13 protein-coding genes and 1 tRNA gene are annotated in these 13268 nt (G+C 35.3%); 8 read left to right on the plus strand and 6 right to left on the minus strand.

What is annotated here, in order from left to right:
* From IQ215_RS00820 to IQ215_RS00850, 7 genes are all read left to right on the plus strand, one after another.
* Nucleotides 1-534: an NAD(P)H-quinone oxidoreductase subunit J gene (locus IQ215_RS00820; RefSeq protein WP_347239009.1), complete on the plus strand. Its 534-nt coding sequence runs from the start codon at nt 1-3 to the stop codon at nt 532-534.
* Between the two features lie 140 nt (nt 535-674).
* Nucleotides 675-1235, plus strand: coding sequence for a Uma2 family endonuclease (locus IQ215_RS00825; RefSeq protein WP_193799422.1), 561 nt, complete (start codon nt 675-677; stop codon nt 1233-1235).
* A gap of 136 nt (nt 1236-1371) precedes the next feature.
* Nucleotides 1372-3345, plus strand: coding sequence for an acetate--CoA ligase (gene acs / locus IQ215_RS00830; protein ID WP_193799423.1), 1974 nt, complete (start codon nt 1372-1374; stop codon nt 3343-3345).
* A gap of 90 nt (nt 3346-3435) precedes the next feature.
* Nucleotides 3436-5394, plus strand: a complete 1959-nt coding sequence (locus IQ215_RS00835) for an HpaII family restriction endonuclease (protein WP_193799424.1) — start codon at nt 3436-3438, stop codon at nt 5392-5394.
* 89 nt (nt 5395-5483) lie between these two features.
* Nucleotides 5484-5996 (plus strand): peptide-methionine (R)-S-oxide reductase MsrB, encoded by a 513-nt coding sequence (gene msrB / locus IQ215_RS00840; protein ID WP_193799425.1) that lies wholly within the window; start codon nt 5484-5486, stop codon nt 5994-5996.
* A 7-nt stretch (nt 5997-6003) separates the two neighbouring features.
* Entirely contained in the window at nt 6004-6585 is a 582-nt protein-coding gene (gene msrA / locus IQ215_RS00845) for a peptide-methionine (S)-S-oxide reductase MsrA (protein ID WP_193799426.1), read from the plus strand.
* 179 nt (nt 6586-6764) lie between these two features.
* Nucleotides 6765-7352 carry a DUF1997 domain-containing protein gene (locus IQ215_RS00850; protein WP_193799427.1) on the plus strand — a complete coding sequence of 196 codons (588 nt, stop codon included), beginning with the start codon at nt 6765-6767 and terminating at the stop codon, nt 7350-7352.
* A gap of 115 nt (nt 7353-7467) precedes the next feature.
* Here the strand turns inward: IQ215_RS00850 and IQ215_RS00855 are convergent, their stop codons facing one another.
* The 5 genes from IQ215_RS00855 to IQ215_RS00875 all read right to left on the minus strand — a co-directional run bounded on the left by IQ215_RS00855 (nt 7468) and on the right by IQ215_RS00875 (nt 11646).
* Nucleotides 7468-7689, minus strand: a complete 222-nt coding sequence (locus IQ215_RS00855) for a hypothetical protein (RefSeq protein WP_193799428.1) — start codon at nt 7687-7689, stop codon at nt 7468-7470.
* Between the two features lie 559 nt (nt 7690-8248).
* On the minus strand, nt 8249-9007 hold the full coding sequence (locus IQ215_RS00860) for an alpha/beta fold hydrolase (RefSeq protein WP_193799429.1): 759 nt from the start codon (nt 9005-9007) through the stop codon (nt 8249-8251).
* Nucleotides 9008-9078: 71 nt separating this feature from the next.
* Nucleotides 9079-10734, minus strand: a complete 1656-nt coding sequence (locus tag IQ215_RS00865) for an RluA family pseudouridine synthase (protein WP_193799430.1) — start codon at nt 10732-10734, stop codon at nt 9079-9081.
* A 50-nt stretch (nt 10735-10784) separates the two neighbouring features.
* A tRNA-Gln gene (locus IQ215_RS00870) sits at nt 10785-10856 on the minus strand.
* A gap of 142 nt (nt 10857-10998) precedes the next feature.
* The gene (locus IQ215_RS00875) at nt 10999-11646 is read right to left on the minus strand and encodes a HupE/UreJ family protein (RefSeq protein WP_193799431.1); all 648 of its coding nucleotides are present in this window, start codon (nt 11644-11646) and stop codon (nt 10999-11001) included.
* A 176-nt stretch (nt 11647-11822) separates the two neighbouring features.
* On the opposite strand from IQ215_RS00875, the gene IQ215_RS00880 reads away from it, so the two are divergent.
* Complete coding sequence (locus IQ215_RS00880) at nt 11823-12227, plus strand: hypothetical protein (protein WP_193799432.1); 405 nt, start codon at nt 11823-11825, stop codon at nt 12225-12227.
* A 67-nt stretch (nt 12228-12294) separates the two neighbouring features.
* Here the strand turns inward: IQ215_RS00880 and IQ215_RS00885 are convergent, their stop codons facing one another.
* Nucleotides 12295-13260, minus strand: a complete 966-nt coding sequence (locus tag IQ215_RS00885) for a DNA cytosine methyltransferase (protein ID WP_193799433.1) — start codon at nt 13258-13260, stop codon at nt 12295-12297.
* Nucleotides 13261-13268 lie beyond the last annotated feature (8 nt).

The following is a 13268-nucleotide window of genomic DNA, read 5'->3' on the forward strand; positions in this document are numbered from 1 at the left end:
ATAGTGACTGAAGAAAATCAAGAAAATGTAGAAACCACTGAAGCAACTGAAATTGTTGAGGCAGGAGAAACTTCTAAGTGGTTAACGGAAAATGGTTTTGATCACCAATCTTTGGAAAAAGATCATTCTGGTATTGAGTTAATACAGGTTGAGCCTGAGTATTTATTGCCTATTTGTACGGCTTTGTATGCCTATGGTTTTAATTATCTTCAGTGCCAGGGGGCTTATGATTTGGGCCCGGGTAAGGAGTTGGTGAGTTTTTATCATCTAATTAGGGTTGGTGATAATGCTGATACTCCCCAAGAGGTGAGAATTAAGGTTTTCTTGAATCGTGAAGAGCCCAAAGTTCCTTCGGTATATTGGATTTGGAAGGCGGCTGATTGGCAGGAGCGCGAAAGTTATGATATGTATGGCATTATTTATGAGGGTCATCCTAATCTTAAGCGTATTTTGATGAATGAAGATTGGGTGGGTTGGCCTTTACGCAAAGATTATATTTCTCCTGATTTTTATGAGCTTCAGGATGCTTATTAATTAATATTTTTGTTTATATTTTGGGTGATCTTTTTGCGTTTTTTGTAGGACGCAGGGCGATCGCCCTTTTTTTGTGCTTTGACACTCTTTTTTCTATGGTTCTATAATAATGAATAAAATAAATTATTCTTAGTCAAAATATGATTGCTACTCAACCATTGACTGATAAATTATCCTCGGAACAATATCTAAAAGACGAGCAAAAAAGTTTAGTAAAACGAGAATACATTAATGGGGAAGTATATGAAATGGCAGGTGCAAGTTCAAATCATGTAACCATTGCAGGAAATATCTTTTTTTTATTAAAAAGTCATTTAAGAAGAAGCAATTGTCGAGTTTATATTTCGGATATGAAAGTTAAAATTGATCACTTGAATGTGTTTTATTATCCTGATGTGATTGTTACCTGCAGTGAAGAAGATAAGAGCTTAAATTATTACAAAAAACAACCACAAATTATTATTGAAGTTTTATCAGATAGTACAGAATCTTTTGATCGAGGAGATAAATTTGCTGATTATCGTTCCATTGAAACTTTACAAGAATATTTACTTATTTCCCAAACAAAAAAAAGATTAGATTTATTTACGAAAAAAGATAATAATGCTTGGGAATTGACTTCTTTTTCCGAAGGAGAAAACTTCAGATTAAATAGCATTAATTTTACCTGTGAAGTAACTGATATTTACGAAGATATATAAAATTATTCATGTTTTTTTCAATGTTTTATACTGTAATTTATTCCTTTTTAGACATTGATCAACAAAATTTAATAATTAATAACCTAGAAATATTGTACAGTAAAGGGTTGAGACGATTTTAAAAATCATATTATCTATGTCACAACCTACAATAGAATCAATTTTAAAAGAAAAAAGAACTTTTAAACCCTCCCCAGAGTTTGCGAGTAAAGCACATATCCGCAGTTGGGAAAAATATCAGGAATTATATCAAAAAGCCTCGGAAAACCCCTCAGAGTTTTGGGGCGAGTTGGCAGAATCAGAACTAGAATGGTTTGAAAAATGGGATCAGGTATTGGATTGGAGTAATCCTCCTTTTGCGAAATGGTTTGTTAATGGCAAAATCAATATTTCCCATAACTGTTTAGATCGTCATCTCACCACTTGGAGACGCAATAAAGCCGCCATTATCTGGGAAGGTGAGCCTGGGGATAGTCGTACCCTTACCTATGCTCAGTTACATCGTGAGGTGTGCCAAATGGCTAATGTGATTAAGCAATTGGGGGTTAAAAAAGGCGATCGGGTAGCCATTTATATGCCTATGATTCCTGAAAGTGCGATCGCCATGTTAGCCTGTGCCAGAATTGGGGCCGTCCATAGCGTCGTGTTTGGCGGATTTAGTGCCGAAGCTCTGCGGGATAGACTCAACGCAGCCGAGGCAAAATTAGTCATTACCGCCGACGGTGGTTTCCGCAAAGATAAAACCATCGCCCTCAAACCACAGGTTGATTTAGCCCTCGAAGACAATAAAGCCCCTACCGTAGATAACGTTTTAGTGGTAGAACGCACCAAAGAAAAAGTCCATATGGAAGCAGGGCGCGATCATTGGTGGCATGACTTACAGGCAGGGGTTAGCGCCCATTGTCCCGCCGAGCCCATGGACAGTGAGGATATGTTATTTGTTCTCTATACCAGTGGTAGTACGGGTAAACCCAAAGGGGTAGTCCACACCACGGGGGGATATAACCTTTATGCTCACATTACCAGCAAATGGATTTTTGACCTCAAGGATGATGATGTTTACTGGTGTACCGCTGATGTGGGCTGGATTACAGGACATAGTTATATCGTTTATGGGCCTTTATCCAATGGTGCTACTACGGTAATGTATGAGGGAGTGCCACGACCTTCTAATTTAGGTTGTTTCTGGGATGTGGTGGAAAAATATGGGGTAAATATCTTTTATACTGCTCCCACGGCCATCCGTGCTTTTATTAAAATGGGAGAACATCACCCCAATGCACGGGATTTATCTTCTCTTCGTCTTTTGGGTACAGTAGGCGAACCCATCAACCCTGAAGCCTGGATGTGGTATCACAAGGTAATCGGTAAGGAAAAATGTCCTATTGTGGATACTTGGTGGCAAACGGAAACGGGAGGGGTGATGATTACGGCGCTACCTGGGGCAACTCCCACTAAACCTGGTTCGGCTACCCATCCTTTTCCTGGTATTATGGCGGATGTGGTGGATTTGGATGGTAATCCCGTGGCGGATAATCAGGGGGGTTATTTGGTGGTGAAACATCCTTGGCCTGGAATGATGAGGACGGTATATGGTGATCCTGATCGCTTCCGCAATACCTATTGGGAGCATATTGCCCCTAAAGACGGAAATTACCTCTATTTTGCTGGAGATGGGGCGAGAAGGGATGAGGATGGCTATTTTTGGGTAATGGGTCGTGTGGATGATGTGATTAATGTTTCGGGTCATCGTCTTGGTACTATGGAAGTAGAATCTGCCCTTGTTTCTCATCCTGCGGTGGCTGAAGCTGCGGTGGTTGGTAAGCCTGATGAGGTGAAGGGTGAGGATATATGCGCTTTTGTTACCCTTGAGGGGGGTTTTGAACCCCATGACGATTTGGCTAATCAGCTTAAAGCCCATGTGGTACAGGAAATCGGTGCGATCGCCCGTCCTGCTGAAATCAGATTTACTGATGGGATGCCCAAAACCAGATCAGGTAAAATTATGCGTCGTCTGTTGCGCAGTCTTGCTTCTGGACAAGAAATTGCTGGGGATACCTCTACTTTAGAAGATCGTAGCGTCTTAGATAAACTAAGAGAGGGCGCATAACAAAAATATTAGGGGGTTTAGGTGTTAGGTTTTAAACGCAATAAATATAAGAGCTAAAAATACAATTTCGTAACATCAGTTAATAATAAATTGGCACAATTCAAATTTATTGATTTATTTGCAGGGATAGGAGGATTTCATCTAGCCTTCCACGCCTTGGGGGGAAAATGTGTTTTTGCATCCGAAATTGACATTCATGCCCGAAAAACCTATCAACATAACTTCTATTCCCTGAATCCAGAATTATTTGAGCACGGAATGTTTAATGATGATATTAGAACAATATCTCCAGATGAAATTCCTGATTTTGACATATTGTGTGCAGGATTTCCTTGCCAACCATTTAGCCAAGCAGGATATAAAAGAGGATTTAATGATAATCATAAATCAGAACGAGGAAATCTTTTTTTTAATATAGTTGATATTTTAGAAATTAAAAAACCAAAAGCATTTTTTTTAGAAAATGTTAGAGGTTTAATAAGTCATGATAAAGGTAAAACATTTAAAATTATTAGACAAATTTTAGAAGAAGAATTAAACTATAGTTTTTATTATCAAATAGTTAAAGCATCGGATTATGGATTACCACAATTAAGACCTAGAACTTTTATTATTGGTTTTAGAGATGAAGGATTTTTAAAAGGATTTAATTTCCCCCCAACTAAACCATTAAAATTCAATATGTCAGATGTTTGGGGCGGAAAATGTTCAAGGGAAATTGGTTTTACTTTAAGGGTAGGAGGACGAGGTTCTAATATTAATGATAGAAGAAATTGGGACTCTTATTTAGTTGATGGCCAAATAAAACAGTTGATGCCTGAGCAAGGGAAAAAAATGCAAGGATTTCCTGATAGTTTTGAATTTCCTGTATCAAAAAAAGAAGCTATGAAACAGCTAGGAAATAGTGTAGCGGTTGATGCTATTAGGGAATGCGGTAAAAGTTTATTAGATCACTTAAAGGTTATTGCATTACAAAATTTATATATGAAAAAAACAAAAAATAAGGGAGAATGGACTGAAATATATTCCTTTTTTAAAATTATTAATGATAAACAAATTAACTTATCAGATAAAGATTTAAATGATACGCAAAACTACTTTTCTGTCTCTAAAGTATCTACCCTAAATCTAGATCAAGATATAATATTGACTGATACTGATTCAGTTTTTATAGAGAATAAAATAACGAAGGAAAAGAGACAAGTTAATATAAAAGAACTTATTAATAAAGATATTTTACAAAATTTAAGTCATCAGATTCAACAGAATAAAGGTACATTTGAAATTGATGATATGATAGCAATACAAAATAAGTTAGGAATCTCTATTATTAAAGGAGGTACAAGCAATCAAAAAGCCGATATTGTTTTGGATATAAGGAAAAAAAACTTTTATAAAATTAATGAAGGATTTGGTATTAAGTCTTATTTAGGCAATAAACCAACGTTATTAAATGCTTCTGGAAATACTAATTTTATTTTTAAGGTTAACAATTTATCAACTGAATCTTTAGATAGCATTAATGATATTAATAGCCTCAAATCTCGTATTAGTAAAATAATTGAACTGGGTGGTAATTTTTGTTTTCATCGAGTGGAAAAAGAAACCATGGCTTACAATCTTAAAATAATTGATTCAATGATGCCTGAAATTATAGCTCAAATGTTATTAGAATTTTTTGTAGGAAGAAATAATATGTTATCTAAAAATTTAGCATCTATTTATCATAAAAAATTATGTGAAAATATAAGTGATGATTTACCAGTTTTAGCAATCAAAGTAAAAAGATTTTTAGTGGGAATTTTATTAGGCTTTTTTGCTGGGACAAAATGGGATGGTAAATATTTGTCGAATGGTACAATAATAGTGAAAGAAGATGGAGAACAAGTAGCTTTTCATATCATTGATCTTCATTCTTTAGAAGATTATTTATTTCAAAACATTGTTTTTGATACTCCTTCTACTACGAGACATCGCTATGGTAAATTGTTTTTAGAAAATGATGGTAATTTATATTTTAAATTAAATTTACAACTAAGATTTCGCTAGTTTATTTAATAAATATTAAAGAGATAAAATTTTATGATAAAATCATGTTATCCTCATAGGATTTAGCTATAGTAAAATAATAATATGCTATGAATCGTAAAACATTTTTTGGTTTAAGTATAGGTGCGATTTTAAAAGTAAGTTTTGCTCCCACTTTTTTAATGGCATTAATCAAACCCGAACAAAAATCAGCGGGTAATAGTAATAACCAACAAAAAATTACTCTTTCTGATAACCAATGGCAAGAAAAATTAACCCCTGCCCAATACCATATACTAAGGGAAGAAGGTACAGAAAGACCTTTTTCTAGTGAGTTAAATGATGAAAAACGCAAAGGCACTTTTGTTTGTGCTGGATGTGAATTACCCTTGTTTAAATCCAGTATGAAGTATGATAGCGGTACAGGTTGGCCTAGTTTTTATGATACGATCGCCCTTAACATAGAAACAAAAAAAGACTTTAAACTAATCATACCTCGTACCGAGTACCACTGCCGAAGATGTGGAGGCCATCAAGGTCATGTCTTCAATGATGGACCTGCACCCACAGGCAAACGTTACTGTAACAACGGTTTAGCCCTTAAATTTATACCTGAAACCTGATTTTTTGATGAAAAAGCTATTATTAATTATTCTTCTATTCTGGCTCACCCTAGCCCCCGTAGCACAAGCCGAAAATATTACCAAAGCAACTTTTGCCGGAGGATGTTTTTGGTGTATGGAAGAACCCTTTGACCAATTAGACGGAGTTATTTCCACTACCTCAGGTTACACTGGAGGGAGAGTTGCTAACCCCACTTACAAACAAGTTAGTGCGGGAAATACTGGACACGCTGAGTCAGTACAGATAGAATATGACTCAGATAAAGTTAGTTATGACCAACTATTGGACATATTTTGGCACAATGTCGATCCTACCGTCCAGAATAGGCAATTTTGCGATGTAGGAAATCAATATCGTACTGCGGTATTTTATCATAACCAACAACAAAAGAGCCTTGCCGAGACTTCTAAGGATAAGGTTGCCCAAGAATTAAATAGCAATATCTACACCGAGATTAACCCAGCCACAGAGTTTTATCCCGCTGAAGACTATCATCAAAATTATTACCAGACTAATACTCTACTTTATAAATTTTATCGTAGTCGGTGTGGGCGCGATCGCCGCTTAGCCGAAGTTTGGGGCAAATAATTTTTTTCACATTCCAAGGGTTGATACAAAATATTCCTCAACTCTAAACCAATATTACAAATTTCTAATAAATACCACTGAGAAAAGACTTTTTCAATGTAGGATGAGGGAATACCGAACCTAAATATTAAGAAATGTAAAGTAAAATTAAAGGAGGAAGTCAATCATTGTTTAACAATATGAATATTTGTTTTGAGGCAACGGAGAAAGTTAAATTAAAAGTAGAACAAAAATCCCCCCCCATTCAACATTATCTAAGACAACCACAACGACTTGTAAAAGCCATTGCCGATGAGAAGTTGATGACTCCTTTGCCCGATGATTGCTATAAATTAAGAATGCACCCTCTTAATTTTTTAGACATCTACCATTTTCAGCCCATCGTAGTCTTAAAAGTCTGGGCAGGGGCTTCTGGTTGTGTTTATCTTAATTCTGAATCCTGTGAAATAAAGGGTATAGAATATATTAACCGTCGTTTTTCTCTTTATCTCAAAGGAAAATTAACCCCTGAAGAAGTGGAAGGAAAAGTTTATCTCACAGGGAAGGTAGATTTACAAGTGAAAGTCGATTTACCTCCTCCATTGTGGCTAACTCCTAAACCATTACTTAAAAGTACGGGGAATGGTTTGTTAAGGGGAGTTTTAATGCGCATTAAACAACGATTGATGTCTCAGTTAGTACAAGACTATTATAGTTTTGTGGCGGAAGATTCTGGGCAAACCAAAAAAGATGGTTATGATTTAAAAGACGTTTTGCCTCAAATGTAATTAACTATTGAGCAAAAAAAATATAGTGATGAGCATAGGTTCATCATTACCTACTTTGGTAAAAATTATATCTAAAATCAGCAACACCATTAAAATTTTTTAACAGAGAAACAAATTAAGATTTGATAGTAAACGATCGCACCTCGAGTATTTTCCCTATCATTGAAATAGTCATCACATCATCCCTAATAATTCCCTTCACCTCTACGGTGATACCATCTTGCTTTAAATCTTGGGGGGGGTTATATAATTCGTAGGTTTTTCCCCCTTGGGTGACTAAAGCCCATGCCCCTAGGGCGATAACTCTATACTCTACTTTTCCTGAAACTTGAATCATAATTTTATACAAAAAAATAACAGTAGTCCGGATTTAACTCACTCAATCACTTCCTATGCTTGTTGATACTGCTCGAAGTTGCACTACTAAGATAATTATATATTAATAGTTCCCTTGCTTCCTGCGTCAATACATTTTAGGAAATCAGAGCGGTAGTTTTGACCACTGCTATTTTTTTTCGACCTTTGAAAATGGAACTAACCGTAAACAGCTTGTTTAACCTCCTTATTTTTACTATCTAAGTTTAATAGTTTTCCTTCTCTACATTGATATTTTACAGAGTTGCACTGAAGATGAGTCATTCAATTAACTTATCCAGTTCCCTTGCTCTCTGGTGTAGCACTCTAGGAAAAATGAAACAGAAAACGAAAAGCTGTTTCGGCACTCGAAAGACGAATAATACAACGTATCTTATTCAGTTAAGTTACCTCACTTTTTCAATGGGTTTTAATCGTTGTTTTGTCTAACGGTGGAAGAACTTTTTTCTTCCATATATATAATATAACAACCTTTTTCCTCTAATGCTATTAGGTTTTACAAAACTTTACATGTTTTTTGATCAATGCAAAAATGAGTATTTATGCATAATTTCTTGTAAATTTACCTTTTTTTCTAATAGACAACAATGGCCACTATGGGGAAGAATTTTAATTAAACTTTGACTAAAAAATTGTTTTAATCTTTGGGCTTCTTCCACCGAGGGTAAGAGGCTATCTTCTTGAGAGGCAATGATTAATACTGGTTTAGAAAATTGTTTAATTTTGGGGAAATTAAGTTGGAATTTATCAAGTAATTGAATGCGATTGGATACGGTATGTGGATGGAGGGATTGGAGAGTATCGAGGAGGATTTGTCTTTGTAAAGGTGCGATCGCACTTATTTTAACCAAAAAAGGAAATAAAATAAAAGTAGTTCCATAGTAAATAGTTTCAGGAATAACAGAAGTAATCAAAGTACCTAAATTTAACCAACTACGACGGTAAAAACTAGAAGCCGAATTAATTAAAATTAACCTATCAAACAAATGGGGAATCATCTCCACTAACTTTAATGCCAAACAAGCCCCAAAAGACTCCCCACAGAGATATATCCCTGAATAATTACCTTTATCAACCTCTCTTTCTAATAACTCTATTAAAGGTTTAATTAACCCATGCCAATCCGATGCCCTATCATGGGCAAAATGTAAGCAACGCACCTCAAAATTTTGATATAAAGCCCTTTGACTTTCCAACAGTCTTCCACTACCATCCATCCCGGGTAAATAAATAAAAAGGGGTTTTTTTTCTTGACTAATTTTATAGGGCAAAAATTTCATATCGGGAAATATACATTAAGCAATAGATGTGTCAGAAAACAATTAAAGTGCGCTGAAAACTCCTTTTACTCCTAAAAAGGGCAAGGGATATTAAAAAATACCTTCTCCCCAGTATTCGGATGATGAAAACTAATCTCACGGGCATGGAGATGGAGTCTATCTCTATTATCTCCCATAAAGCCATAAAGGCGATCGCCCCTAATAGGAAAACCCAAACCCATCAAAGAATGCACCCGTAACTGATGAGTGCGCCCCGTTATCGGCAAAAACTCAACCCGAGTATTAACACCATCACAGCCCATCACCCTAAAAACAGTTAAAGCATCCTTACCAAACCGATAACTAACCTCCTGTAAAGGGCGACTATCAGGGTTAGCCCACAAAGGCAAATCAATCTTACCTTCACTTTCCACAATTACCCCAGCCAACAGCGCCTCATATACCTTCTTCACCCTCCTAGTGGCAAACTGTTGAGATAAATATTTATAACAATCAAGACTTTTAGCTATAACTAATATACCAGAAGTATCCTGATCCAAACGATGAACAGCCCTAAAAAAAATCCCCCCTTTTCCCATCACCTTCAAACGAGATTCCACACTATCAAACTTATCACTGCCCCTCCCCGGCACCGATAATAAACCACTAGGTTTATTAACCACTAAAAAATAACTATCTTCATAGATAATTTCCATGTCATAATCATTATTTTTAATAGTATTACCATCCAAACCTGACAATAAAAAACCCATAATAGGTTGGCAGCGCTCCACACAAGCAGGATAAAAATTTCCCAAAATCTTTTCCCCATTAGGCGAAGACAAGCCCCACCAAAACTCAGCCATAGCAATCGGCTTAAGACTATTAACCGCGGCATAATGTAACAACTTAGGAGCGCAACAATCTCCCGTACCAGTCGGAATAAAAGACTTATTTACCAACTCCGATAAACTTAAAGTTTCCCCAGCAAAATTAGTCAAACAATAAGCACCCTGCATTTGACTTTGTAATTGACGAGAAAGATTTTTACGCTTCTTTTTTAACTCTTGAATTTGTTTATCAGCATCATAAATCTGTTTTTTAAAAAAGGCTAACTTATTATTCCATTTTTTCTTAAAAGTTCTTCTTTCCCAATCATCTTTTCTGCTCTCTTGAGCTAAATTTTCTAGCTTTTCTTGTAGTAAAATATCCTCTAAACTTTCTTGATAATATTTTCTTCTATTATTTCTTAACCTTTTTCTCTCCCGATGAATTTCCCTTAATTTTTGGTAATCTTGATTATATTTACCCTCTAAAAGTTGATACTCCTCCCTTACCGCCAGACTCTCTAGTAAAATAATTTCACCCTTAATCCTGTCTAACTCTGCGAGAGTAATTTTTTCCGCCATAGCAAACTTTTTACGCCCCGGAATTTGATTTACCCATCCCGATATATTATCCCTACCTTTCCATAAACCAGAAAAAGCCTTAATAACCTTCAATCGCCCTGAGTTATCTTCACATAACAATATCCCATACATTTTTCCCTCCCCATCAAAACCACCATCTTCCCTCAAATAATCCATTAACTCATAAGCAATCTTCTCCGCCAATGTGGTGCGAGGTAGCCTAAGAAGTTGATTGGTTTTTGGACAATATCCCTCATACCAATAAGTAACCTTATCATCTCCACTCAGTAACTCATGGGAGAGGAAATTTTCGACAGTATCACTAAAATCATTAACCATAAAAGCAAAAAAAAACAAGACTAAATTAATAGCCTTGTTCTTTCAGTGAGCTGGGATGCTAGGATTCGAACCTAGGAATGGCGAGACCAAAACCCGCTGCCTTACCGCTTGGCGACATCCCATCGCTTTCGCACATAAATTATTATAGCGAATCCCACCCATATTTTGTCAAGGTTAATTTAATTTTTTTTTCATCTTCATCAAAAGATGCAAACTAAGCTGATTTTATTTGTCTTAAATTGAGGGTGGGAAACGTGGAAAAAATTAAATAAATAAACTACTAACCACAGTAATACCAATACCCGAAAGAGTAAAACCAACAAATCTTAGATTGAGAGAATTATTAGGGCTTTCGTTAATATTCGATTTAGTTAAAGAAATTAGTTTGTAGGAAACAAAAGCAATAATCCATTGAATCAAAGAAAAACCAACGAGATAGGATATTAAAGGAGTCATGGTAGCGCCGATAACAGCTTCTCCATAAGCATAACCATGAAAAATACCCGCCATTAGGGCAAAAGATATTAACCATAGTTGCTGGGGTTTTTTCCCTAGGGCGAGAGTAATTCCGCTAAGAAGCACAGATAAAGCGATAATAGTTTCTGCATAGGGTAAGTTAACTCCCATAAGGTGAATTCCTGTGCCAATGACGGAAGCAACAATAAATCCTGTGGGAATTATTAAACCAAGGGATAGTAAGGCGGCAAAGCAACCAGTCGCAATGATAAAGGCAAAATGATCTAAACCTATGATAGGATGTCCTAATCCAGACATAAAGCCCTCAAAAAAATTACTAGGGGTTTTTCCGTCTAAGGGATGATGGGCAAGGGCTGGATTTTGCCATAAGCTGACAAGGGCAATGGTGCTTGTTATGAGTATTAGTTGGGTTTTGATATTAGTTATTGTTTTCATCGTTTGTATGGTGATGTTGTCATCAAAATAGGGTTTTAGGGTTAATGAAATCACATTCAGTCATTAATAGTTGTTGACTATTTTAAAGGTTTTTTGATTGATGATTCCTTCAATATCTTATGAAAAATATGTCAAGATAAAAGGTAATCTTATTTTTCTTTTTACTGAGTAATTTTATGTTAGGTAAGTTCCAAAGTAGTCAATTACGTATTGAAATTGAGGCGGGAGAAAATATTCTTCGTCAATCTATTTTAGAGGTTGATAGTCTTAAAAGGTGGTTTTTTCCTCTGGGGTTAGATAAACAGTTATCTTCTTCACTGACTAAAGGGGCTCGGTTTAAAGCCTATGTTGGTTTAGCGGAAATTAATCACGAGGTAAAATGTATTGAAAATAATTGTATTTGTTTTATTCTGAGTGGGGCTATTGATGGTTATCAGGAATGGTGTTGGGGTGATGGTTGGGTGCAATCTAGCCTTGAGGGTGTTTCTCTTTTACCTCTTAAGTTAGGGCATTCTTTTAATTTGTTTAAATTTCGGGAGTTTGTTGGTTACAAGGTGAGGCAATTAAAATCAGAGGATTAGTTATCAGTAATAACTAATTTTAAATACCATTTTTATGATATTTATTTAGCCAATATTCTTATCTAATTCAGTTAATTAAATAATTAATAATTTCTTTAATTACATTTACAACAACACTATTTCCAAATTGTTTATAAGCAATATTTTTGTTTTCATGAACTACAAAACTATCAGGAAAACCCATAATTCTGGCACATTCTCTTGGGGCTAATTTTCTCACTTTATCATTAATTAAATATAAACCTGTTTTTGCTCCTACCCCACCACCATAAGCAGAAAGAGTAATCGCATGACCATTTTGATGATAAATTCTTTCCCCTTGTCCTCCCTTATTTACCGTACCAATTCTGATGGGTTTTTGAGGATAATTACCCAGAATATCTGGGACTATATCTATCTTTTCTTTAAAGTTTATATCTTTTCTATTAATAATAAAATCTTGGGTTTCTTCATCATCCAAGCAAAAATCTATTAATTTTACAGGTTGATGATAACCATTAGGAAAAATAAAATTATCAACTTCTAAATCTTTTCTAAAAGCAACTATATAAATTCTTTCTCTCTTTTGCGGTACTCCAAAATAAGAAGAATTTAAAACTTTATAGTAAACCTTATAACCAATTTCATCTAAAGTATTAACGACTATATTTAAAGTATTACCATGATCATGTCTGGCAAAGTTTTTCACATTTTCAAGGATAATAAATTTAGGTTGGTGATACTGTACAATCCTAGCCACATCAAAAAATAAACTTCCTCTAGTATCATTAAAACCTAACTGCTTTCCCGAAATACTAAAGGCCTGACAAGGAAAACCAGCACATAAAAGATCATGACTAGGAATAGCAGACTCAGGTATTTTGGTAATATCTCCCTTGGGTAAAATACCATGATTTTTTAAATATATTTCTTGGGAATATTTATCCCATTCCGAAGCAAAAATACAATCAGCTTGATAAGATTTTAGGGCTTGATGAAAGCCACCGATTCCTGCAAATAAATCTACGAATTTTAAATTTTTAGTAGGAGTCATTTTAAAAC

It is taken from the genome of Cyanobacterium stanieri LEGE 03274, from assembly GCF_015207825.1.
In the GTDB taxonomy this organism is placed as follows: domain Bacteria; phylum Cyanobacteriota; class Cyanobacteriia; order Cyanobacteriales; family Cyanobacteriaceae; genus Cyanobacterium; species Cyanobacterium stanieri_B.

Bases quoted from the DNA above. Each gene is read 5' to 3' on its own strand.
- IQ215_RS00880 (WP_193799432.1), top strand. From the start codon at position 11,823: ATGTTAGGTAAGTTCCAAAGTAGTCAATTACGTATTGAAATTGAGGCG.
- IQ215_RS00885 (WP_193799433.1), bottom strand. From the start codon at position 13,260: ATGACTCCTACTAAAAATTTAAAATTCGTAGATTTATTTGCAGGAATC.
- IQ215_RS00850 (WP_193799427.1), top strand. From the start codon at position 6,765: ATGAATATTTGTTTTGAGGCAACGGAGAAAGTTAAATTAAAAGTAGAA.
- IQ215_RS00860 (WP_193799429.1), bottom strand. From the start codon at position 9,007: ATGAAATTTTTGCCCTATAAAATTAGTCAAGAAAAAAAACCCCTTTTT.
- IQ215_RS00825 (WP_193799422.1), top strand. From the start codon at position 675: ATGATTGCTACTCAACCATTGACTGATAAATTATCCTCGGAACAATAT.
- msrB (WP_193799425.1), top strand. From the start codon at position 5,484: ATGAATCGTAAAACATTTTTTGGTTTAAGTATAGGTGCGATTTTAAAA.
- acs (WP_193799423.1), top strand. From the start codon at position 1,372: ATGTCACAACCTACAATAGAATCAATTTTAAAAGAAAAAAGAACTTTT.
- IQ215_RS00855 (WP_193799428.1), bottom strand. From the start codon at position 7,689: ATGATTCAAGTTTCAGGAAAAGTAGAGTATAGAGTTATCGCCCTAGGG.
- IQ215_RS00865 (WP_193799430.1), bottom strand. From the start codon at position 10,734: ATGGTTAATGATTTTAGTGATACTGTCGAAAATTTCCTCTCCCATGAG.
- IQ215_RS00875 (WP_193799431.1), bottom strand. From the start codon at position 11,646: ATGAAAACAATAACTAATATCAAAACCCAACTAATACTCATAACAAGC.
- msrA (WP_193799426.1), top strand. From the start codon at position 6,004: ATGAAAAAGCTATTATTAATTATTCTTCTATTCTGGCTCACCCTAGCC.